A 22,609-nucleotide genomic window follows, 5' to 3' on the forward strand; every position below is an offset into this window, starting at 1 on the left:
TGGCCAACCAGCGACTGGGGGCGGCAGGCTGTGGTGGTGGCCAGCGACTACCGACAGATTCTGTCAGGAGCGGTTGTGTAAAGTGGACGCCGCCTCGCCACTGAACGGATACACCCCATGAGCTCAAGCCAGCAGAACGCTCCCGCCCTCAAGGAGATCTTCAACCAGGAACGCCTGGAACACATCGCCGAACAGATGCACGCGGTGTATCCAGACTTCCAGCGCCAGGCCTTCTTGCAGCTGGCCAGCCAGGATCTGCCCCAGTTGTCGCTGATGCAGCGCCTGGCCCGGGTCAGCGACAGCCTGCATCAGGTGCTGGACCTGGACTACGCCACCAGCCTCGAGCTGTTGCGCCAACTGGCGCCGCGCCTGAACAGCCGCTTCGTGTGCATCTTCCTGCCCCATTACGTGGCCAGTTTCGGCCTGGACGATTTCGAGCGCTCCATGCAAGCCCTGAAGTACTTCACCGGGTTTGGTTCATCCGAGTTCGCCGTGCGCCACTTTCTGCGCCAGGACTGCCAGCGCACGCTGGCCGTCCTGCAGGAGTGGGCCACCGACAGCGATGAACACGTGCGTCGCCTGGCCAGCGAGGGCAGCCGCCCGCGCCTGCCCTGGTCGTTTCGCCTGGAACAGCTGCAAGCCGACCCGCAGCTGGCGGCGCCGATCCTCGAACGCCTGCGCAACGACCCCAGCCTGTACGTGCGCAAATCCGTGGCCAATCACCTCAACGACATCACCAAGGAGCACCCGCAGTGGGTCCTGGAACGCCTTGAAGGCTGGCCCCTGGAGCAACCCCACAGTGCCTGGATCGCCCGTCATGCCTTGCGCAGCCTGATCAAGCAGGGCGACCGCCGGGCCCTGGCGATCATCGGGGCCGGGGCCCGGCCCGAGGTCGAGGTCAGCCGCTTCCAGGTGGCTCCCGGGCAATTGCGCCTGGGGGACAGCCTCAACCTGTCCCTGACCCTGGTCTCCACCAGCCCCCGCCACCAGCGCCTGGTGGTGGATTACGCCATCGACTACGTCAAGGCTTCAGGCGCCACGGCGCGCAAGGTGTTCAAGCTCAAGACCTTCACCCTGCAAGGCCTGGCCCGGGTGGACCTGGGCCGCAGCCAGCAGATCCGCGAACTGACCACCCGCCGTCACTATCCCGGACGCCATGGCGTGCAGTTGCTGGTCAACGGCGAACCCCTGGCCACCAGCCATTTCGACTTGCTCATCCCCTGACATTCAAGGAAGACCGCGTGGCAATCATCAGCAAATGGGCGAAATCCATCGCCCGGGTCCTGGAAAGCAGTTTCAGCGTCAGCAGCACCATTGCCAGCCACTCCGGGGTCCTTGGCGACGCCCGGGAGAGCTTCATCCGTGACGTCCTCAAGCGTTTTCTACCGAGCAACATCAGCATCGGTGCCGGACAGATCATCGACGCCCAAGGCGGCATCTCCAAGCAGATCGACCTGATCATCTACCGCAACGATTTCCCCACGCTGCGCACCTTCGGCTCGGCCGACGTGTACCTGATCGAAGGGGTGATCGCCACCGTGGAGGTCAAGTCCCAGCTCAACGAAAAGAGCCTGTTCGAGGCCCTGGAGAACGGCAAGTCGGTGCGCAACCTCAAGCCCTCGGTGCTGCGCCATTCCCTCGACGAGTACAGCGCGCGCATCTATGACCGCGACTATCAGAACCTGACGGTCTCGCAGATGAATTCGGTCATGGGCCTGGTGCTGCCGCCGGCGTATGTGTACGGCTATCGAGGCTATCCCGGCGCCAGCCTGGAGCAACTGCGCAACAGCCTGAACACCTGGCACAACCTCCCCGACCGTGCCGGTGAACTGGACGTGACCCTGATGCCCGAGGTCATCGCCACCCAGGGCTGTGTGACCCTGAAGAACCTCAACAACCACCTGGCCCTGCCCCGGCCCGGCGCTGCCGACCTCGAAGCCTGTCGCCAGAGCTACAACACGGCCATGTCCAGCAGCATGAGCAAGCAGGAATTCTTTGCCTGCTTCCGCGAAAGCAACGCTGAGAGCTTCGACTACGGCATCGCCATCAAGGCCTACGAAACGCCGCTGCAGTACCTGATTTCCAGCTTGCTGGAGGCGGTGACCTCACGCATCGGCTACCAGCAACTGGGGGGGACGGCGATCCAGTACAACCTGTTGAAATACCACCTGAGTGAAGAGATGGAGGGCGGCTGGTCCGGCGCCGCGATCAACCTGACCCGGGTACGTGATCCCAAGCTGGATCTGGCGGGCAAGTTCGGCCTGTGGAAGGCCAGGACCTGAAGCCATCGACAGCCCCCACGGACTGTCCCCCCGTAGGAGCCGGCTTGCCGGCGAAAGCGATCCTGAGGACGCCGTGGAGAATCGGCAGACCGCGGCGCGGCGGTTCGCTGGCCAGCCGGCGTCTGCCGGCCACGCCGTCTGTCAGCGCCGGGCACCCGGCAGCATGCGCTTGAGGGTGTTGTCGCCGACCCAGTAGTGGTGGAACAGCCCAGCCACGGCATGCAGGCCGATCAGCCAGTAACCGGCGCTACCCAGTTGCTCGTGCCAGTGCTTGAAGAATCGCGCCTGATCAGGGTCCACCGTCACTGGCGCGGCCGGCAGGAAGAACTCGAAGTAAGGCACGGGCTTGCCCGCCGCCGAGAGCATCAGCCAGGCCAGCAGCGGCGTGGCAATCATCAGCGCATAAAGGACCAGGTGCATCAGGTGCGACAGCCCGGTCTGCCAGGCTGAGGGCGCCGGCAAGATCGGCGGTCGCGGTTGCAGGCGGGCCACCAGGCGAATCCACACCAGGGCGAAGATGCTGATCCCGAACAGGCTGTGCAGCCCGAGAAACAGCCCCCGGGCCGCACTGCCCCGTGGCATCAGGCCCTTGAGTTCAATGCAGGCGTAGACACCGACGAACAGCGCCAGCATCAGCCAGTGCATCAGGATCGACAGTCGCGCGTAACGCGATGGTACGGATTGAGCAGTCATACACAGTCCTCACGGTGGTTCGGGACGCCCGAGTCATTCAGGTCGTCGCAGGACCCGCGCAACGCCTTCTTCGGTCGCTCGGGTGCGCCACCTTGTGTTGCCAGCCTTAAGGCAACCTGAAGAGCGCAATAAATGTCTTTTGGCCATCTTCAGACTTCGTTAAGAAAGCCTGCCGATACTCCTCCCCAACATGCCTCGGGAGGCTCTGCATCCATGCCTGGTTTTGACTGGAACATCCATCTGCCCCTCAACTTCGGCCGGGACTGCGCCACGGCCCTGACCCTGGCCCGCAGCCTGCCTGGGGAGGTTCAGCGCCCCGTCTTCGAAACCTACGTCAGCCAGCGATTCCAGCAGGTCCACGGCGCCACCATCCGTCAGTTCATGCCCGAGCTGTTCGGTTTGAGTGATCCCCAGGGCGCGCTGTGCGCCGTCGCCGGGGTGCGCCTGGCCAGCAGCGGCCCGCTGTTTCTGGAACGTTATCTGGATGCACCGATCGAGGAGTTGATCGACTTCGCCGCCCAGCGCCCGACGGCGCGTCAGGGCGTGGTGGAAGTGGGCAACCTGGCGGCCAGCGACACCGGCAGCGCACGCCTGTCCATCATCGCCATCACCTGGCTGCTGGCCATGGGTGGCCTGGAGTGGGTGGCGTTCACCGGCAACATCGGCCTGGTCAACAGCTTTCATCGCCTGGGCCTGCGCCCCTTGACCCTGTGCGCGGCCGACCCCGAGCGCCTGGGTGAAGAGCGGCATCACTGGGGCAGTTACTACCAAAGCCAACCATCGGTACACGTGGGCAGCATCCGCGCAGGCTTCATCCATTTGCGCAACATGGGGATGTTCAACCGCCTGGGCTTGCCGGAGTCATTCGAGGAGAGCACCCATGTCGCCTGAAGTGCAGCGCTTCAAGGAAGCACTACGCAAGCACGCCGAAGAAAAGACCACCCACATTGCACTCTGGGGCGATCGCCTGCGCCTGGACTACGCCACCCTGTATGCCGAGGTGATCGACCGCCAGCAACGGCTGCGCGAGGCACAGGTCAACGTGCTGGCCCTGGCCCTGGACAACAGCCCGGAACTGCTGCTCTGGGACCTGGCGGCCCTGTTCGAGGGCCTGACCTGCCTGACCCTGCCGCCCTTCTTCAGCGCTGCCCAGCGCCAGCACTGCCTGGAACAGAGCCGCGCCGAGCTGCTGCTGGCCGAAGACGGCCAGGAGGCGCCACTGCAAGCCGCCGGCTATGAGCGCCAGGGCGAATTCTGGCGCCGACGCTTCGATGGACCCTCGATCCTGCCGCCAGGCACCGCGAAACTGACCTTCACCTCCGGCACCACCGGCACCCCCAAAGGCGTGTGCCTGGGCGCCGACAGCCTGCTGCAGGTGGCCCGGGAACTGGAACAGGCCAGTCACTCCAGCAACCCGCGCCATCACCTGGCGCTGCTGCCCCTGGGGATTCTCCTGGAAAACCTGGGCTGCTACGCCGCGCTCTATGCCGGTGCCACCCTCAGCCTGCCAAGCCAGAAAACCCTGGGCATCCAGGGCGCCAGCGGGGTCGACGCGCCCACCTTGCTCGGCTGCCTGGCCCAGCGCCAGCCCGAAAGCCTGATCCTGGTGCCACAGTTGTTGCTGTTGTTGGTGGGGGCCGCCGAACAGCGCCTGTTCAATCCCGCCAACCTGCGCTTTGCCGCCGTGGGCGGGGCCAAGGTCTCGCTGGAGCTGCTGCAACGCGCCCAGCGCCTGGGCCTGCCGGTGTACGAGGGCTATGGGCTGTCGGAATGCGCCTCGGTGGTGTGCCTCAACCGTCCCGGCGCACACCGCCCGGGCAGCGTCGGCCAGCCCTTGCCCCATGTCCGAGTGCACCTGGCAGCCGACGGCGAGGTGCTGATCGAGGGCTCGCTGCTACTGGGCTACCTGGGTGAACCCGAGCGGGTCGAGCGCTGGTGGCACAGCGGCGATATCGGTGAGTTCGACAGCGATGGCTACCTCTATCTCAAGGGCCGCAAGAAGCATCAGTTCGTCACCAGCTACGGGCGCAACGTCAACCCTGAATGGGTCGAAGCCGAACTGACCCAGCGCAGCCATATTGCCCAGGCCTTCGTCTACGGCGAGGCCCTGCCCCGCAACCACGCCCTGCTCTGGCCCCATCGGCCGGACTGCAGCGACAGCCAACTGGCCGCTGCCGTGGCCCAGGCCAACGAGGCCTTGCCGGACTACGCCCAGGTCCACCACTGGACCCGCCTGCAGCAACCCTTCACCCCAGCCAACGGCCTGCTCACCGCCAACGGCCGGCCTCGCCGCGAGGCCATCGTTGAACGCTACCGCGACCTGCTCTGCCCTACTGTTCATTCCGAGGAATCATCGTCATGAGTTTTTTCGACCAACTGCAAGCCGCCACCTCCCGGGAACGGGAACAGCTGTTCAGCCTGCCGATCATTCGTGAAGCCCTGGCCGGCCAGGTCAGCCTTGAGGGCTACCGGGCATTCCTGACCCAGGCCTACTACCACGTGCGCCACACCGTGCCGCTGATGATGGCGTGCGGCGCACGCCTGCCGGAACGTCTGGAATGGCTGCGCGGCGCGGTGTGCGAGTACATCGAGGAGGAGTACGGCCATGAACAGTGGGTGCTCAACGACATCGTCGCCTGCGGCGGCGACCGTCTGGCGGTTCGCGATGGCCGCCCGTCCCTGGCCATCGAGTTGATGGTGAGCTTTCTCTATGACCTGATCGCCCGGGACAATCCGGTGGGACTGTTCGGCATGGTCAACGTGCTCGAAGGCACCAGCATCGCCCTGGCCACCCTGGCCGCCGGCAGCATCCAGGACAGTCTGCAACTGCCCCCGAGCGCCTTCAGTTACCTGGCCTCCCACGGCTCCCTGGACATCGAGCATATGCAGACTTACAAGCGCCTGATGGACCGTCTCGACGACCCTGCCGACCAGGCCGCAGTGATCCATGCCTCGAAGGTGGTCTACCACCTGTACAGCGAGATGTTCCGCGGTCTGCCACGTGTCGGGGAGCGCGCCCATGCGCCTGCCTGAAACCCGCGCCGTGCTCACCGGGGCCAGTGGCGGCATCGGCCTGGCCATCGCCGAGGCCCTGTGCGCCAGTGGCGCCCAGGTGCTGGCCGTGGCCCGGCACAAGGAACCCCTGGAGCCGCTGCTGGCGCGTTACCCGAATCAACTGTGCTGGGTCTCGGCAGACCTGACCTTCCTCAGCGACCGGCGCAAGGTGCTGCTGGCCGCCGAGGCCATCGGTAGCGTCAACCTGCTGATCAACGCCGCCGGAATCAATCACTTCGCCATGCTCGAACAGCTCGAAGACGCCGAGATCAACGCCATGCTGGCGGTCAACATCGGCGCACCGATGTGCCTGACTCGCCTGCTGCTACCGCTGTTGCAACAGGCTCCCAGCGCCATGGTGGTGAACGTCGGCTCCACCTATGGCTCCATCGGCTACCCCGGTTATGCCGCCTACTGCGCCAGCAAGTTCGCCTTGCGCGGCTTCTCCGAGGCCCTGCGCCGGGAACTGGCGGACACCCGGGTCAACGTGCTCTATGTGGCGCCGCGAGCCACCCGCACCAGCATGAACAGCCCCGCCGCCCAGGCCTTGAACGATGCCTTGAAAAGCAACGTCGACGATCCGCAGACCGTGGCCAGCGCGGTGGTCCACGCCATCGCCGGCGACCACCGCGAGTTGTACCTGGGCTGGCCGGAACGTTTTTTTGTCCGCCTCAACAGTCTGCTGCCCAACCTGGTGGACCGCGGCCTGCGTAAACACCTGCCGCTGATCCGGCGGCTGAGTATCCGATCCGAACGGGAGCACGAAAAACCATGAAGAACCTGATCAGCGCACTGTTGCTGGGCTGTTTGAGCCTGCCCGCCTGGGCCCTGGATACGGCGGACCAGCAACGTCTCGGCGTCATCCAGCAAGGCTGGGCGCACATTCAGTACCAGGTGCCGGCCGAGCAACGGGCCGCCGCCTTTGAACAGCTGGCCACGCAAACCCGGGCCTTTACCCAGGAGCGCCCGGCGGTCGCCGAAGCCTGGATCTGGTCGGGCATCGTCACCAGCAGTTGGGCCGGAGCCCAGGGCGGGCTGGGGGCCTTGAGCAAGGTCAAGGCGGCCAAGGCCGACCTGGAACGGGCGCTGAACCTGGACCCCAAGGCCCTGCAGGGTTCTGCCTACACCAGCCTGGGTGCACTGTATGATCGCGTTCCTGGCTGGCCCATCGGTTTCGGCGACGCCGACAAGGCCGAGGAGCTGCTCAAGCAAGCCTTGCAGCAAAACCCAGAGGGCCTGGATAGTCTGTACTTCTGGGGTGACCACCTGTATCGCCAGGGCCGCTACGGCGAGGCCCGGGTCGCTTTGCTCAAGGCATTGCAAGCTGCTCCGCGCCCCGGGCGGGAAGTGGCCGACAAGGGCCGGCGCGAGGAGATCCAGGCGCTGCTGGCCGAGGTGGGCAAGAAAATCAAATGATCCGGACAGGACAGGAGTCGTTGTGCGCTTACTACTGATCGAGGACGACCAGCCCCTGGGCGAAGGTATCCACCAAGCCTTGACTCGCGAAGGCTACACCGTGGACTGGCTCAAGGACGGCAGCAGCGCGTTGCATGCGCTGCTCAGCGAAACCTTCGACCTGGCCCTGCTCGACCTCGGCCTGCCGCGCCTGGATGGACTGCAAGTGCTCAAGCGCCTGCGTGACAGCGGCTCGACCCTGCCGGTGCTGATTCTCACCGCCCGGGACGCCACCGAGGACCGTATCGCCGGCCTGGACGCCGGCGCCGATGACTACCTGATCAAGCCCTTCGACCTGGACGAACTCAAGGCCCGGCTGCGGGCCCTGCTGCGGCGCAGTGCCGGGCGCGCCCGGGTGCTGATCGAGCACGCCGGCATCAGCCTCGACCCTGGCACCCAGCAGGTGCACTACCACGGCGAGCCGGTGGCCCTGACACCCAAGGAGTACCAGCTGCTCTACGAACTGCTCTCGCCGCCGGGCCGGGTGATGACCCGCGACCGCCTGGTGCAGTTGCTCTACGGCTGGAATGAAGAGGCCGAGAGCAACACCCTGGAAGTGCACATCCATCATTTGCGCAAGAAGTTTTCCGCCGACCTGATCCGCACCATTCGCGGGGTCGGTTATCTGGTGGAGGAGCGTCGATGAATTCGATCCGCCGACGCACCCTGACCCTGATCATCGGTCTGCTGTTCGCCGGCCTGCTGATTCTGACGACCTTCAACCTGCACGACAGCAACCACGAGATCGACGAGGTCTACGACGCCCAACTGGCGCAACATGCAAGGCTGCTGCTGGGCATCATGCGCATGCCCAACAGCAGCGCCGAGCAGGCCCAGCTGTATCACGCCTTCAACCTGGCACTGAGCCAGGCCATGCCCCAGGTCGACGGTCACCCCTACGAAAGCAAGATCGCCTTCCAGGTGTGGGACCGCAAAGGCAGCCTGCTGGTGCGCACCACCAGCGCCCCCGCCCTGGCGGTGCAGCCGCTGACGCCAGGGTTCGGCAATGAACAGGACGGCAACGACCATCAGTGGCGCACCTTTATCCTGGATGATCAGGATTCCGGGCTGCGGGTCTGGGTCGGCGAGCGAGTCGATGTGCGCAGTGACCTGGTCAACCGCATCATGCGCCACACCCTGTGGCCCAATGTGGTCGGCAGCCTGCTGCTGGTGCTGATGATCTGGCTGGCCATCGGCTGGGGCCTGCGCCCCCTGGCCAATATGGCCGCCCTGCTCCGGGCCCGGCCCAGCGGTTCCCTGGAACCCCTGCACCTGGAACCGCTGCCCAGGGAACTGGAACCCATGCAGGCTGCCCTCAACCGCATGCTGACGCAGATTCAGGAACTGCTGGGCCGCGAGCGGCGCTTCATTGCCGACGCCGCCCATGAGCTGCGCACGCCCCTGGCGGTGTTGCGCGTGCACGCGCAGAACCTGTTGCAAGCCGGCACCGAACAGGAACGCCGGGCCTCCCTGGAATCGCTGATCCTGGGCGTCGACCGCGCCGGGCGCCTGGTCAACCAGTTGCTGACCATGGCCCGCCTGGAACCCAAGGCGCAGATGCCCAGCGAGCAGACCGTGGACCTGGCCCATACCGTGCGCGACAGCCTGGTGCAACTGACCCCGTGGCTGCTGAACAAGGGCCTGGAGCTGTCCTTCGAGGTGGACGAGCGTCCCTATCCGGTTCGCGCTGAAGCGGCCTCCATCGACATTGCCCTGAATAACCTGATCAGCAACGCGGTGAACTTTTCACCGGCCAATGGCGTGATCAGCGTGCGCCTGACCCAGGTCGACGAACACTTTGAACTGAGCGTGGAAGACCAGGGCCCGGGCATCGATGAAGGGGAACGCGAGCGGCTGTTCGAGCGCTTCTACAGTCGCGGCAACGCCCACGGCGCCGGCCTTGGGCTGACCATCGTCAGCGTCATCGCCCGCCACCTGGGTGGCCGGATCAGCCTCGACAACCTGCCCCTGGGCGGCCTGCGCGCGACCTTGTCGATTCCCTGCCAGCAACCGCTGCGGCTGGGCAGCGCCTGGACGGCGCGCCGCGAGCCATAGCCCATGGGCGGGCGCCGGGACTGAACGCTCAGTCCGGCGTGGCCTTCGCGGACAGCGCGATCAAGTGCTCGCTGCAGCCGAAGCCGCCCACCGCATCGTCGTACCAGGACACTTCCACCACCGCAATGCAGCCGTCATAGGACTGCCCCACCAGCGTGCCGTCGGCCTTGAACACTCGCAGGTAGCCGCCAACGCTGTACCGCGAGCTGTCGCCATCACCGGGCATGGTCATGGTGGGAATCCAGGTGCGCCAGCTGAACAAGCGGTATTTCTGGTAGTAGAAGGCCTGGTCGGGACTGTAGTCGCGGCCCTGATACGGCGTGCCGTAGTAGAACGAACCGTAGGCCTGGTACGCCAGGAACACCGCCAGTGCGGAGCCCAGAATGAGTTTGATTTTTTGCATCGGGAGGGTCGTTCCTTTTACCCGTGGGGTCTTCAAGAGGGGGCCGGTCCAGCAGGCGCAGGCAGGCCTGGACAATCGCCTTGAGCAGGGTCGGGCATGGTCCTCGACGGCGGCGCTCAAAGCGCCGGCATTCTAGAGCAATAGCGGCGCAAAAGAGAGCTGGGATTCCTGCGCTGCAAGGACTGCCTGGCGCATGGGATCGACGGCAGGCCGGCTCGTTGACAAGCGCCGTGGCAACGCCGACCATCTGCCGCCGTCAGCACTGGCGGATGCCTGGATCGAGGAGTGGCAAGGGTGAAAAGGATGAGCGTATTGCTGTTATCACTGGCCGCTGCCTGCAGCGCGGCCCAGGCCACCAGTGAGGTCGACGCTGCCCGCCAATCCCTGAAGAACTACGGCCTGGCCAACTGCCTGGCCGCGCGCTTCGAGGAACCCTCGGCCATGCGTCAGGACGTCGGCCACGCCGTCGGCATGTACGGCGTGCTGGGGATAGGCCTGTACAACGTGCTGCAGAACGAAGACACCCTGGAAACCCTGCACAACCCCTACACCGCCACCACCGACTACGTGGCACAAGCCTATGTGCAGGCCTCGGGGAGCAGCAAATACAGCCGCGACAAGGTGGTGCTGCATGCTTGCCTTGAGGTCTACAACTCCCGGGCCTTCGATGAGTTCATCCAGACCCAGGACCGCTACGTCCGGCCTGGCGGCTAAGGCGCCGCCTTCTCTGCCCGATGTCGCAAAGGCGCTGTTCGAGGTCGAATCCAGCCTGCCGACCCAACGCGTGCTGTCCATACTCAAGGGCCTTGTCCCCTGGTAATGGAATACCCCTGTGAACCTGCCACCGGTCCTGCCTGACACCGCCCCTGCCCTGGTCAACCCGCTGCGCCTGGACCAGGACGATCTGCGGCACTTCAAAGAGCGTGGCTTCATCAAACTGCGCAGTCTGTTGACGCCCGCGGCCATCCTGCAACTGCGCGAGCTGGCCAACAGCCAACTGCGCCCTGCCCCCTCGGGCACCTCGGCCCATGGCGACGGTTTCAGCCGCCTGACCCACCGAGTGACCCAGGTGGGCATCCTCGAACGCCTCTACTGGCAACCGGCCTTCGCCCAGGTGCTGACCTGCCTCACCGGCTGCCGCTTGATCATGAGCGAGGCCCAGAGCTTCGAGCTGGGGGTGGGACGCTCGGGCTTTGCCTGGCACTACGATTCGCTGAACTTTCGCTACATCCGCCCCCAGGACCCGGCCTTCAGTCTGTGGATGCCGTTGCAGCCGATCCGCCCCCAACTGCAAGGTGGCGGCATGGCCTGGGTGCCCCTGTCGCTGTTCTCGGCCCAGGAGAACTTCCAGTTCTCGCGCCTGCTGGCAGGCAAACTGGCACGGGGCGAGTCGGTGGCCGAATTTTCCGCGCACCTGCGCCAGACCTACTGCACGCCCGGGGTGCTTACCGACGCCTTCGAGGAACAACGCATCGAAGAGGCCTTCGATCCCGGCGACGCCCTGCTGTTCAGCAAATACCTGTGGCACCGCTCCAGCCCCTTGCTGGCCGGCGACCTGGAACGGCGCCAGGCCGTGACCCTGCGCTTGCTGGACTGGCGGGCATGCCTTGATCCACTGATGCAGGAAGGTGAAACCCGCAGCGCCGGTGGCCTGGGCATGGGCCTGGACGGCGGCCCGCTGAACCCGGTGTCCTACGGTTCGCGCTTCGTCGACATCAAGCCCGGTGCAGCGATCCGCAGTTCGGCCCATTGCGGGCCGATCCTCTGAACCAGGCTAGATCTCGGGCCCCAGCAACACCTGCTGCTGCGCCGCGCACAGCTGCACCAGATAGTCCCAGACCACCCGCAACCGCACCGATTTGTGCAGCTCGCGGCGGGTGCTGATCCAGTAGGCGCGCTGGATGCTCTCGGCCGGTAACAGCGGCACCAGTTGCGGGTCGGCGGCAGCCATGTAGCACGGCAGCACGGCGATCCCCAGGCCGGAGCGGGCCGCTTCCTGCTGGGCGATGACGCTGGTGCTGTGGAACACCACCTGGGGGTTGCGGCAGAAGCTGTTGAGGAACATCAGTTCCTGGCTGAACAAGAGGTCGTCGACATAACCGATCCAGGCGTGGCGCCCCAGGTCCTCGCGGCTGCGCAGGGGCGGCGCGCGGTCCAGGTAGGCCTGGCTGGCGTACAGGGCCAGGCGGTAGTCGGTGAGTTTGCGGGTCACCAGCATGTCGGCATTGGGGCGCTCCAGGTGAATGCTGATCTCCGCCTCGCGATTGAGAATGCTGACAAAGCGCGGCACCGCCACCAGTTCCACTTCCAACCCCGGATAACGTTCGAACAGGCCAAACATGCGGCTGGCCAGGAACTTCACCCCCAGGCCTTCGGTGACGCCGACGCGGATCTTGCCCAGGGGCGCACTGGACTGGGTGATTTCCTCCTGCACCAGCAGCGCGACGTTTTCCATGGCCTCGGCGTGCTTGAGCAGCGCCTCGCCGGCCGGGGTCAGCTCGTAGCCCTGGGCATGCTGGACGAACAGCGCGGTGCCCAGGGCCTGCTCCACCGCCTCGATATGCCGGGCCACCGTGGCGTGGGTGGTGTTCAGCCGCCGGGCCGCGGTGAGCAGGCGCCCGCTGCGTTGCAGCTCGAGGAAGTAGCGCAGATCGTTCCAGTCGAACATGGAAAATCCTGGTCGATGTCGAAGAGGGACGCTGTTAGAAAACGCACAGCAGGTGGGTAAAAACTAACATTCTTTTAACGAAAGCTAACAACTAGGATGAGGGCAAAACAAGAACGAAGAAAAGAGGTCACGGATGCTCCCTGCCTTTGACGCCTACGACTACATCGTGGTCGGCGCCGGTCCTGCCGGCTGTCTGCTGGCCAATCGCTTGTCGGCCAATCCCCAGCACCGGGTGCTGCTGCTGGAAGCCGGCGGCCGCGACAACTACCCCTGGATTCACATTCCCGTGGGCTACCTGTTCTGCATCGGCAACCCGCGCACTGACTGGTGCTTCAAGACCGAAGCCGAACCGGGCCTGCAAGGTCGCAGCCTGAGCTACCCGCGGGGCAAGGTGCTGGGCGGCTGTTCCTCGATCAACGGCATGATCTACATGCGCGGCCAGGCCGCCGACTACGACGGCTGGGCCGCTGAAGGCAATCCGGGCTGGAGCTGGAACGAGGTCCTGCCGCTGTTCAAGAAAAGCGAAAACCACTTTGCCGGGGGCAGCGAGTTGCACGGCGCCGCCGGTGAATGGCGGGTCGAGCGCCAGCGCCTGTCATGGCCGATCCTCGACGCCTTCCGCACGGCTGCGCAGCAAAGCGGCATCCGCAACATCGACGACTTCAATGGCGGCGACAACGAAGGCTGCGGCTACTTCCAGGTCAACCAGAAGGCCGGGGTGCGCTGGAACGCCGCCAAGGCTTTTCTCAAGCCCATCGCCAACCGCCCCAACCTGGTGGTGCTGACCGATGTCGAGGTGCAGCGGCTGATACTCGAGGACGGCCGCGCCAGCGCAGTACGGGCCATCAGCCAGGGCCGCCAGCAGACGTTCAAGGCCCGCCGGGAGATCATTCTGTGCGCCGGTTCCGTCGGCTCGCCAAGTATTCTGCAGCGCTCCGGGATTGGTCCGAGCGCGCTGCTGCAGCGGCTGGGGATCGGGGTCAGCCATGCCCTGCCAGGGGTCGGCGGCAACCTCCAGGATCACCTGCAGTTGCGCCTGATCTACAAGCTGGAAAACGCTCGCACCCTGAACCAGATCGCCAGCAGCCTGTGGGGCAAGATGGGCATGGGCCTGCGCTACCTGTATGACCGCAGCGGCCCGCTGTCCATGGCCCCGAGCCAATTGGGCGCCTTTGCCCGCTCGGGACCGGAGCAGACCAGCGCCAACCTCGAATACCACGTGCAGCCGCTGTCCCTGGAGCGCTTCGGCGAGCCCCTGCACAGCTTCCCGGCCTTCACCGCCTCGGTCTGCGACCTGCGTCCGCAAAGCCGCGGCCGGGTAGAGATACGCTCCGTGGAACCCTGGGATGCACCGCTGATCCAGCCCAATTACCTGAGCCATCCGGAGGATCTGCGCGTCGCCGCCGATGCCATCCGCCTGACCCGGCGCATCGTCGGCGCCCCGGCCCTGCAGCCGTTCAAACCCAGCGAATACCTGCCCGGGCCGCAACTGCAGAGTGAGGAACAACTGCATGAAGCGGCGGCGCGCATCGGCACCACCATCTTTCATCCGGTGGGCACCTGTCGCATGGGCAGCGACGCCCACGCCGTCGTCGACTCGCAACTGCGGGTGCATGGCATTCCCGGACTGCGGATTGCCGATGCCTCGATCATGCCGCGCATCACCTCCGGCAACACCTGCTCGCCGACCCTGATGATCGCCGAGAAAGCCGCCGAACTGATTCTCGCCACCGCCCCCAGGAGTACCGTCCAGCACAAGCAACCCGCCACCCCGGCATGACCGTAGGAACAGATGCACCTGATGTAGGAGCCGGCCTGCCGGCGAAGGCGTCCACAAGGCCGGAACCCGGCTCAAGGGCCTCTTCGCTGGCAAGCCAGCGCCTGCGCTCGGGAGGTAAACGAGGGTTCATCGCACGGTCGCGGTGAATCGCAACAACGGCGCCGGTCACGGCGCCGGCAGTGGAACAACAACAATAATCACTGTAAGGAAGCCCCCTATGTCAGAACACGCTCAGCCTCTCAATGCGTCCCTGGACGACTGCGCCGCCAAGGGCAGTCAGAAGGTGATCTTCGCCTCGTCACTCGGCACGGTGTTCGAGTGGTATGACTTCTTTCTCTATGGCGCCCTGGCGGCGGTGATCAGCAAGCAGTTCTTCGCCGGGGTCAACGACACCACGGCGTTCATCTTCGCCCTCATGGCCTTCGCCGCCGGCTTCGTGGTGCGCCCCTTCGGCGCCCTGGTGTTCGGTCGCCTGGGGGACATGATCGGCCGCAAGTACACCTTCCTCGCCACCATCGTCCTCATGGGAGTGGCGACTTTCGCCGTGGGCCTGCTGCCCAACTACGCCAGCATCGGCATCGCCGCACCGATCATCCTGGTGGCCCTGCGCATGCTCCAGGGCCTGGCCCTGGGCGGGGAGTACGGCGGTGCCGCCACCTATGTGGCCGAGCACGCGCCCCAGGGCAAGCGCGGTCTGCACACCAGTTGGATCCAGTCCACCGCGACCCTCGGCCTGCTGCTGTCGCTGCTGGTGGTACTGGCTTGCCGCTACTTCACCGGCGATCAATTCGAGGTCTGGGGCTGGCGCCTGCCGTTCCTGCTGTCCATCGTCCTGCTGGGCATCTCCACCTGGATCCGCATGAGCCTGCACGAGTCGCCGGCGTTCCTGAAAATGAAGGAAGAAGGCCGTGCCAGCAAGGCGCCGATCCGCGAGTCCTTCGGCAAATGGGAAAACCTCAAGGTGGTGCTGATCGCCCTGTTCAGCATCAACGCCGGGCAGGCGGTGACCTTCTATGCCGCGCAGTTCTACGTGTTGTTCTTCCTCACCCAGTTCCTCAAGATGGACCCGGCCCTGGCCAACAGCCTGCTGATCATCAGCGTGGTGATCGGCGCGCCGATGTTCATCTTCTTTGGCTGGCTCTCGGACAAGGTCGGCCGCAAGCCGGTGCTGATGCTCGGCCTGTTGCTGGCCACCGTGCTGTATTTCCCGATCTTCAAGGCCCTGGCCCATTACGCCAACCCGGCCATCGACCAGGCCAGCCGCCAGGCGCCCATCAGCGTCAGCGCCGACCCGGCCACCTGCACCTTCCAGTTCGACCCGGTGGGCAAGGCGCGCTTCGACAGCCCCTGCGACAAGGTCAAGACCTTCCTGGTGAAACAGGGCCTGCCCTACAGCAGCATCGCCGCCCCGGCCGGCAGCCCGGTGCAGGTCAGCGTCGGTGACGTGAAGATCAACGGCTTCGACGAAGCGGCGCTGCGTGGCGCGGTGACCCTGGCCGGCTATCCGCAGCAGGCGGACACGCAGAACGTCAACAAGCCCATGGTGGTGCTGTTGATCGTGGCGCTGATCCTGATTGCCGCCATGTGCTACGGCCCGCTGGCAGCGCTGATGGTGGAGCTGTTCCCGACCCGTATCCGCTACACCTCGATGTCCCTGCCCTACCACATTGGCAACGGCTGGTTTGGCGGCTTCCTGCCCACCGTGTCCTTTGCCCTGGTGGTGTACACCGGCGATATCTTCTACGGCCTGTGGTACCCGGTGCTGATTACCGGGGTCAGCCTGGTGGTGGGCTTGCTGTGTTTGCGTGAGACCCGGGATATCGATATCGACCACGTCTGACGGGGCCTTTCACGGGCGAGCAGGATTGCGTAGGAGCCGGCGGCTGTCAGGTGTTGTTGCAGCCGCTGGCGATGGTGTCTTGGTTAGAGGTGCTGGACTGCGACAGTTCCAGGTTCCACTCGGGCGGGTTGCCGGCGATCGTCAAGGGCGGCATCGATGGGACGGCTTGAATATCGCGCTGCTTTGCGCCACTGTCTCGGCACTTTTTCCGGCGGAGACCGAGCATGCTGTTGATCCTTCCTGCAGTGGTGGTCCTGGCCTTGATCCTGGTGTTCTGGCGCCGTCAGAACACCCTCACCGCGTTGCGTCGGGAAGCTCATATCCGCAACTTCACCTTGCCACCACGGCTGTTCGAGCCCCTGCGCACCCAGCATCCGCACCTGAGCCTCAAGGACTGCCAACTGGTGGCCCAGGGCCTGCGCCAGTTCTTCCTCGCCTACCTCAAGGGCGGCCAGCACTACGTGTCGATGCCGTCCCAGGTGGTGGACGACCTGTGGCATGAATTCATCTTGCATACCCGGGACTACCAGGCCTTCTGCAACAAGGCCTTCGGCCAGTTCCTCCATCACACCCCCGCTGCGGTGCTCGGCAAGAACGCTGAGCGAAAAAGCGACAACGGCCTGCGTCAGGTCTGGCGCCAGGCCTGCCTGGAAGAAAACATCAATCCGGCCAAACCCAGCCGCCTGCCGCTGCTGTTCGCCCTGGATGCCAAGCTGAAGATCGCCCGGGGCTTTCACTACGTCGCTGACTGCCAAGCCCTGCGGCGTCTGACGGATAACGGCAGCACGACTACAGTGATCCACTGCGGCAGCGACCTGCACAGCAGTTCCTTCGACAGCGATTCCTCCAATAGCAGCTCTGACAGCGACAACTCGCGTTTGGGCGGCGACGCAGACAGTGGCAGCGATGGCGGCGGTGACAGCGGCGGTTGCGGGGGTGGCGGTTGTGGCGGCGGCGGGGGTGACTGACATTCAGTGAAGAGCGGCGCCTTGGCGCCGCTCCCGTCACACAGCGTTGATCAGGCGATGATGTCGGTGACGGCCGCCTGGCCCACGGTGCCCACGGCAAAGTCCACCGCGCCATGACCGGTCAGGTCGATCATCAGGCTGGTCTGGTTGGTCTCGGCGAAGTAGGTGAGGATCGCGTCGCCGGCGTGGCCAGTGAAGCCGCTGACGAAGTTCAGGGTGGCGCCGGTGGAGGCAAACAGGCCGCTGAGGTCGATCTTGTCCTCGCCACTGGCGAAATCCATGATCCAGTCCGGGGCGTCGAAGGTCGAATCCGCAGCCGCGCCGTAGACGAAGGTGTCGGCCCCCGCCCCACCCCACAGGCTATCGCCGCCGCCACCGCCGTAGAGGATGTCGTTGCCGGCACCGCCTTCGAGGATGTTTGCCGCAGCGTTGCCGATCAGCAGGTCATTACCGGAACCGCCGATGGCGTTTTCCACGGTCACGCCATGGGCGATGGAGACGTTGCCCACCAGGCCGCCGACATCGGAGAAACCACCCTCGTTGAGGTTGATTTTCTGGTTCTGGGTGAAGCCGGAGAAGTCCAGGGTATCGTTGCCGCCACCGTCCCAGACCGCGAACACCAGTTTGTCGGAGGCGCTGTGGGCGCTGTAGAAATCACGCTCGGTGTTGGAGTTGAAGCCATAGACCGTGTTGTCGGCACGGGTCTCGTGGTTGGCGCCATAGAGCTTCTGCACCGCGACGATATCGTCCAGCAACGGCGCCGAGGCGTAGGCACCGCCGCCGTCCTTGCTGAAGTTCTGCCCGGTGTGGCTCTCGCTCCAGTAGCTCATCAGGCTGTAGCCGCGGGTGTCCTGGGCGTAGGTGACGTCGTTGTAGGTGGGGCTACCGCTGCCGGCGTTGTACACACCCGGATGGGACAGGCCGAGGCTGTGGCCGATCTCGTGGGTCAGGGTCTGGCGACCATAGTTGCCATTGCCCGGAGTTTCGTTGACCCGGTACTGGTCGTTGATCAGGTACCAGGACTGGCCGTCATAGCTGCTGCCGGACGGCAGGTAGGCGAAGGCCGCGCCGCCGGTGCTGACGTTGTAGTTGCCGAAGCTCAGGTGGCCGTCACCGCCCTTGGCGGACTCGCTGAACGTGACGTTGGCCACGTCCGACCAGGACTGCAGGGCCAGGAAGGCCTGAGCCTTCTGCAGCGCGCTGAACTCGCTGAAACTGCCCAGGGCCGGGTTGTAGTTGGCCGGTTTTTCCGTGAGGAAGCTGTAGCTCAGGTCGATCTTGCCGTCGCCATTCTGGTCGTGCCAGGACAGGCCCTTGCGCAGGATCGAGTCGGCGGCCTGGTCGGCGGTGAACGATGGCTTGCCGTTCACCAGTTCGCTGCCGCCCCGGTCATACAGATGGCTGAAGGCGTGGACCTGCTGGTAGGCATTACTGCCCGCTGCGAGCGGGTCGATCCCGTAACCGATGGTTTCAGGAAGTGCTTTGGATAGTGCGTTTGACATTGTTACGTCCTTGTTCCAGACAAAAAATTTCCGATAGAACAGCCACGACCCCGCCTGCGAGATCGTCCTATCACTCGCCCATTGAGGCCCAGGAAACCTGACACAGTCGTCAACGGCGAGTCCACGGTTTTTTTTGTCCGACAAAAGCCCGAAAACCACTCTGCCCCGGGGTAAATATTCCACTCGCGCACGGCTCTGGCAGCCGATAGGCTAAGCCCCCATCCGGGGTTGCAAAGGGCCGCTCAGGCCTCTGCCTCCAGGCTGTTCCACGAGGAGTCCGCAATGCGCAAAATCCTGCTGCTGGGCACTTTGATGATGTTCACCGGCGCCGCCCACGCCGAAGCTGTACCGCTGTTCAACGTCTCCTGCCCCGGCAATCTGGCCGTCAGCGCCGACCAGGGCGGTCCGATTTACATCAACGGCAAAGTGGTCAAGAGCCGCGCCGTGGATGACCGGCATTTCCAGGTCAAGACGCCGGAAACGAGCCTGACCATCAGCGTCGAGGACGACGATTCAGTGAGCGTGAAGTACAGCGACAAACACGGTGCCAGTGGCCTGTGCGAAGCCGTGGACGACTGAGGCGCCTCAGAACAGGCCCATCTGCCCGCCCACCAGGGTGCTGAAGTCGTCCTGCACGAACGGCAGGATGGCGTCTGCCACCGGTTGCAGTTGCCGGGTCAGGTAGTGCTCGTAGTCGATGGCCGCGCGGCGGTTTTCCAGGGGCTCGGGGCCGGCCAGGGTGATCACGTAGCTGATCCAGCCACCGTTCTGGTACTGCAGGGGCCGGCCCTGCTCGCGGTTGTACTCGTCCGCCAGGCGCGCCGCGCGCACATGGGGCGGCACGTTGCGCTCGTAGTCGTCCAGGGGACGGCGCAGGCGCTTGCGGTAGATCAGCAAATCGTCCAGCTGCCCGGCCAGGGTGCGTTGCACGTAGTCGCGCACATAGTCCTGATAGGGCTGGCGGTGGAAGATGCGCTGGTACAGCTCCTGCTGGAATTCCCGGGCCAGGGGCGACCAGTCGGTGCGCACGGTCTCCAGGCCCTTGTAGACCATCTCCTGACTGCCATCGGCGCGCTGCACCAGGCCGGCGTAACGCTTCTTGCTGCCCTCCTCGGCGCCGCGGATGGTGGGCATCAGAAAGCGTTTGTAGTGGGTTTCGAACTGCAGCTCCAAGGCGCTGTCCAGGCCGTATTGCTGCTGCAGATGCTCGCGCCACCACTGATTGACGTGGGCCACCAGGCCGCGGCCGATCAGCGCCGCCTGCTCCTCGTCATGCAGGCTGCCGAGCCAGACGAAGGTGGAGTCGGTATCGCCATAGATCACTTGATGACCCTGGGCTTCGATCAACTGCCGGGTACGGGCCATGATCTCGTGGCCACGCAAGGTGATGGATGACGCCAGGCGTGGATCGAAGAAGCGGCAGCCGCTGGAGCCGAGCACGCCGTAGAAGGCGTTCATGATGATCTTCAGGGCCTGGGACAATGGCGCGTTGTGCTCGCGCTTGGCCACTTCGCGGCCCTCGGCGACCCGGGTCACGATCGAGGGCAGGCAATGTCGGGTACGGGAGAAGCGCGCGCCGCGAAAGCCTGGCACCGAGTGCGGGTCATCCGGTTGACGCAGGCCCTCCACCAGCCCCACCGGGTCGATCAGGAAACTGCGGATGATCGAGGGGTACAGACTCTTGTAGTCCAGCACCAGCACCGACTCGTAGAACCCGGGCCGCGAATCCATGACAAAACCACCGGGGCTGGCCTGGGGCGGCAGCTCACCGAGATTGGGCGCGACAAAGCCCTGGCGATGCATCAGCGGCATGTACAGGTGAGTGAAGGCCGCCACCGAGCCACCGCTGCGGTCGGCGGGCAGGCCGGTGACCGTGGCCCGCTCCAGCAGGAAGGTCAGCAGCTCGGTCTTGGCGAAGATCCGCGTCACCAGCTCGCAGTCCTTGAGGTTGTAGCGGGCCAGGGCCGGCTTGTCCTCGGCGAACATGCGGTTGATTTCGTCCATGCGCTGGTAGGGGTTGTCGATGGACTTGCCCTCCCCCAGCAGCGTCTGGGCCACGTTCTCCAGGCTGAAGGACGGGAAACTCCAGGTCGCCGAACGCAATGCCTCGATGCCGTCGATGATCAAGCGCCCGGCGGCCGAGGCGAAGTAATGGGTGCGGCTGCCGTGCTCGCGCCATTGCATTTCCTCGCCACCACGCCCCAGGCGCAGGGGCACGGCCAGGCGCCGGGCATGTTCGTGAAGCACCCGCAGGTCGAACTGCACCAGGTTCCAGCCAATGATCGCGTCGGGGTCGTGCTCGGCCAGCCACTGGTTGAGTTTCTCCAGCAACTGCTCGCGGCTGGTGCAGAACTCCAGGTCGAAGTCCACCGGGCTGTCGTCCTCCCGGGCCTTGCCGAGCATGTACACCTGGCGCTGGCCACACCCCTCCAGCGCAATGGAGTACAACTCACCGCGCTCGCTGGTTTCGATGTCCAGGGACACCAGCTTGAGGGTCGGGCGGTAGTCCGGCGCTGGCTTCATCTGCGCCTCAAGCAACAGGCCGTCGGGCCCTGGCTGGCCGCCAAAGGACACCGGCGCGGTAATGAAACGCTCCATCAGGTAGCGCTCGGGCGGACGAACGTCGCCCTCGAACACCTCGACACCGGCACGGCGCAGGGTCTTGTCCAGGCGCATCAGCTGATTGTGCTGCGGGCAGTACATGCCCAGCACCGGGCGCTGGTGGAAGTCCCGCAACTGCAAGGGGCGCAGCTGGACATCCGGGTCGTCGGCCAGCAAACGCTCGGCCTGGGCCCGCTGGGCCGCCGGAACAAAGGCCACGGACGTTTGCAACGGCAAGCGGATACGGCGCGGCCCCTGATCGGTGGCCAGCCAGAATTCGACTTCCGTGCCCGCCGGCGTGTCGCGCCAGTGCCGGGTCAGGACGAAGCCTTGTTGTACATCCACCGCTGCAACCTCAGAACATTTCAAGGCGCCGATTCTACCTGCCCTGACCGGCATTGGGGGGCCTGAGTGATGGCTTTTCGGCTTTTGTCAGACAATATGTAGTGCCTTAAAATTTTCACTACAAAACCGTTGACGAGAGGATTTCGCCCTTGCATGATGCAGGCGTCCCCCCGATCGGGGGACGAGGCAAAGGTGTTATGAGCAAGCTCGTCTGACCGCCGAGCTGTGACCCGGATGTGTACTGCCCACAAGGCAGATTGATGAAACTGACCTGGCATTGATCGTCCAGAACAAGGACAGCAAGCTAGCGAAAACTCTTCAAGATGCTTGTGGCCGATGGTGGGAATGTCGGCAGCTTCATCCAGGTTTACGCTGCTTCTCTTCGTTGTGACGCTATTGCGTAGCAGTTAATCAAGGCAACTACACGCATCAGGCTCTGGGCCTTATCTGTATCCGACAGACACCCTCTGTCGCCCTGTTTCCGGTATCAGGGTTCAACTTACCGACGTAGCAAGATGAATTAGCGAATCAACTTAGATAGATCGATAAATGGTCAAGGGGGCTACAAATGAATCTTAATAATCAACCCACTATTGATGAATTGGCACGTATGTTCGCCGCACAGAAAGACAGCCACGACAGCCACATCCTGTGGATTGCCAAGTCGGGCCAAGTGCATATCGACTGCCTGTCGCCCCATAGCCATGAAGCAGAGTTCGACCAGAACAACCAGGAACTGGCGGCCCGCCTGAAGATGTACCGCCGCGGCCAGGGCTACGTCGGCAAGAAAGCCGCCGCCGACAAAGACTTCATCGGTCGGGTCCTGGAGACCCTGAAAGCCGAATGGCAATCGCTGCGGGACAAGTCGGAAGTTCGGGTTATTGATCGGTTTTGTTGAGTACCTTGTGTGATCAACGGGTTGAACACCCGTTGATCCACCCTCTTCCTGGAACAACTGCAACA

At 64.5% G+C, this 22,609-nt stretch carries 21 protein-coding genes and 1 pseudogene; 16 read left to right on the top strand and 6 right to left on the bottom strand.

Going from position 1 to position 22,609, the window contains the following annotated elements:
* Positions 1-117 precede the first annotated feature (117 nt).
* Both J5M73_RS07135 and J5M73_RS07140 read left to right on the top strand, forming a co-directional pair.
* Positions 118-1,224, top strand: a complete 1,107-nt coding sequence (locus J5M73_RS07135; RefSeq protein ID WP_102864376.1) for a DNA alkylation repair protein — start codon at positions 118-120, stop codon at positions 1,222-1,224.
* A 17-nt stretch (positions 1,225-1,241) separates the two neighbouring features.
* Entirely contained in the window at positions 1,242-2,282 is a 1,041-nt protein-coding gene (locus J5M73_RS07140) for a DUF6602 domain-containing protein (RefSeq protein ID WP_102864375.1), read from the top strand.
* A 141-nt stretch (positions 2,283-2,423) separates the two neighbouring features.
* Here J5M73_RS07140 and J5M73_RS07145 read toward each other — a convergent pair whose 3' ends face one another.
* The gene (locus J5M73_RS07145) at positions 2,424-2,975 is read right to left on the bottom strand and encodes a cytochrome b (RefSeq protein ID WP_102864374.1); all 552 of its coding nucleotides are present in this window, start codon (positions 2,973-2,975) and stop codon (positions 2,424-2,426) included.
* A 213-nt stretch (positions 2,976-3,188) separates the two neighbouring features.
* Here J5M73_RS07145 and J5M73_RS07150 point away from each other — a divergent pair, with 213 nt between their 5' ends.
* From J5M73_RS07150 to J5M73_RS07180, 7 genes are read left to right on the top strand one after another with little or no spacing between them, the layout of a single operon-like run.
* The gene (locus J5M73_RS07150) at positions 3,189-3,866 is read left to right on the top strand and encodes a thermostable hemolysin (RefSeq protein WP_207815242.1); all 678 of its coding nucleotides are present in this window, start codon (positions 3,189-3,191) and stop codon (positions 3,864-3,866) included.
* Positions 3,856-5,337: an AMP-binding protein gene (locus J5M73_RS07155; protein ID WP_102864372.1), complete on the top strand. Its 1,482-nt coding sequence runs from the start codon at positions 3,856-3,858 to the stop codon at positions 5,335-5,337. Before J5M73_RS07150 ends, J5M73_RS07155 begins: the two co-directional genes overlap by 11 nt.
* A complete protein-coding gene (locus tag J5M73_RS07160; RefSeq protein ID WP_102864371.1) occupies positions 5,334-6,008 on the top strand; it encodes an iron-containing redox enzyme family protein in 675 nt (224 codons plus the stop codon). Before J5M73_RS07155 ends, J5M73_RS07160 begins: the two co-directional genes overlap by 4 nt.
* On the top strand, positions 5,995-6,804 hold the full coding sequence (locus tag J5M73_RS07165) for an SDR family oxidoreductase (RefSeq protein ID WP_102864370.1): 810 nt from the start codon (positions 5,995-5,997) through the stop codon (positions 6,802-6,804). Before J5M73_RS07160 ends, J5M73_RS07165 begins: the two co-directional genes overlap by 14 nt.
* A complete protein-coding gene (locus J5M73_RS07170) occupies positions 6,801-7,445 on the top strand; it encodes a tetratricopeptide repeat protein (RefSeq protein WP_102864369.1) in 645 nt (214 codons plus the stop codon). The genes J5M73_RS07165 and J5M73_RS07170 overlap by 4 nt, the downstream gene beginning before the upstream one ends.
* 22 nt (positions 7,446-7,467) lie before the next feature.
* On the top strand, positions 7,468-8,130 hold the full coding sequence (locus J5M73_RS07175; RefSeq protein ID WP_102864368.1) for a response regulator: 663 nt from the start codon (positions 7,468-7,470) through the stop codon (positions 8,128-8,130).
* Positions 8,127-9,539, top strand: a complete 1,413-nt coding sequence (locus J5M73_RS07180) for an ATP-binding protein (protein WP_102864367.1) — start codon at positions 8,127-8,129, stop codon at positions 9,537-9,539. Before J5M73_RS07175 ends, J5M73_RS07180 begins: the two co-directional genes overlap by 4 nt.
* A gap of 28 nt (positions 9,540-9,567) precedes the next feature.
* Here J5M73_RS07180 and J5M73_RS07185 read toward each other — a convergent pair whose 3' ends face one another.
* Entirely contained in the window at positions 9,568-9,942 is a 375-nt protein-coding gene (locus J5M73_RS07185) for a hypothetical protein (protein ID WP_102864366.1), read from the bottom strand.
* Positions 9,943-10,245: 303 nt separating this feature from the next.
* On the opposite strand from J5M73_RS07185, the gene J5M73_RS07190 reads away from it, so the two are divergent.
* Both J5M73_RS07190 and J5M73_RS07195 read left to right on the top strand, forming a co-directional pair.
* Positions 10,246-10,656, top strand: coding sequence for a hypothetical protein (locus tag J5M73_RS07190; protein ID WP_243433703.1), 411 nt, complete (start codon positions 10,246-10,248; stop codon positions 10,654-10,656).
* Between the two features lie 118 nt (positions 10,657-10,774).
* A complete protein-coding gene (locus J5M73_RS07195) occupies positions 10,775-11,710 on the top strand; it encodes a phytanoyl-CoA dioxygenase family protein (protein WP_102864364.1) in 936 nt (311 codons plus the stop codon).
* Positions 11,711-11,716: 6 nt separating this feature from the next.
* Here J5M73_RS07195 and J5M73_RS07200 read toward each other — a convergent pair whose 3' ends face one another.
* Entirely contained in the window at positions 11,717-12,610 is an 894-nt protein-coding gene (locus tag J5M73_RS07200; protein ID WP_102864363.1) for a LysR family transcriptional regulator, read from the bottom strand.
* A 133-nt stretch (positions 12,611-12,743) separates the two neighbouring features.
* On the opposite strand from J5M73_RS07200, the gene J5M73_RS07205 reads away from it, so the two are divergent.
* Entirely contained in the window at positions 12,744-14,390 is a 1,647-nt protein-coding gene (locus J5M73_RS07205; protein WP_102864362.1) for a GMC family oxidoreductase N-terminal domain-containing protein, read from the top strand.
* Positions 14,391-14,607: 217 nt separating this feature from the next.
* Entirely contained in the window at positions 14,608-16,230 is a 1,623-nt protein-coding gene (locus J5M73_RS07210; RefSeq protein ID WP_102864361.1) for an MFS transporter, read from the top strand.
* Between the two features lie 46 nt (positions 16,231-16,276).
* Here the strand turns inward: J5M73_RS07210 and J5M73_RS32150 are convergent.
* Positions 16,277-16,369, bottom strand: a pseudogene (locus J5M73_RS32150) (hypothetical protein); the annotation flags it as partial.
* 85 nt (positions 16,370-16,454) lie between these two features.
* On the opposite strand from J5M73_RS32150, the gene J5M73_RS07220 reads away from it, so the two are divergent.
* Positions 16,455-17,198 carry a hypothetical protein gene (locus J5M73_RS07220; protein WP_102864360.1) on the top strand — a complete coding sequence of 248 codons (744 nt, stop codon included), beginning with the start codon at positions 16,455-16,457 and terminating at the stop codon, positions 17,196-17,198.
* 50 nt (positions 17,199-17,248) lie between these two features.
* On the opposite strand, the gene J5M73_RS07225 is transcribed toward J5M73_RS07220, so the two are convergent.
* A complete protein-coding gene (locus J5M73_RS07225) occupies positions 17,249-18,700 on the bottom strand; it encodes a serralysin family metalloprotease (RefSeq protein ID WP_240321978.1) in 1,452 nt (483 codons plus the stop codon).
* A 282-nt stretch (positions 18,701-18,982) separates the two neighbouring features.
* On the opposite strand from J5M73_RS07225, the gene J5M73_RS07230 reads away from it, so the two are divergent.
* The gene (locus J5M73_RS07230; RefSeq protein WP_102864359.1) at positions 18,983-19,279 is read left to right on the top strand and encodes a hypothetical protein; all 297 of its coding nucleotides are present in this window, start codon (positions 18,983-18,985) and stop codon (positions 19,277-19,279) included.
* 6 nt (positions 19,280-19,285) lie between these two features.
* Here the strand turns inward: J5M73_RS07230 and J5M73_RS07235 are convergent, their stop codons facing one another.
* On the bottom strand, positions 19,286-21,646 hold the full coding sequence (locus tag J5M73_RS07235) for a DNA polymerase II (protein WP_102864358.1): 2,361 nt from the start codon (positions 21,644-21,646) through the stop codon (positions 19,286-19,288).
* Positions 21,647-22,214: 568 nt separating this feature from the next.
* On the opposite strand from J5M73_RS07235, the gene J5M73_RS07240 reads away from it, so the two are divergent.
* Positions 22,215-22,544, top strand: a complete 330-nt coding sequence (locus J5M73_RS07240; protein WP_016968704.1) for a hypothetical protein — start codon at positions 22,215-22,217, stop codon at positions 22,542-22,544.
* Positions 22,545-22,609: the final 65 nt, after the last annotated feature.

The organism is Pseudomonas sp. 50_B, assembly GCF_017491625.1.
Taxonomy (GTDB): Bacteria; Pseudomonadota; Gammaproteobacteria; order Pseudomonadales; family Pseudomonadaceae; genus Aquipseudomonas; species Aquipseudomonas danubii.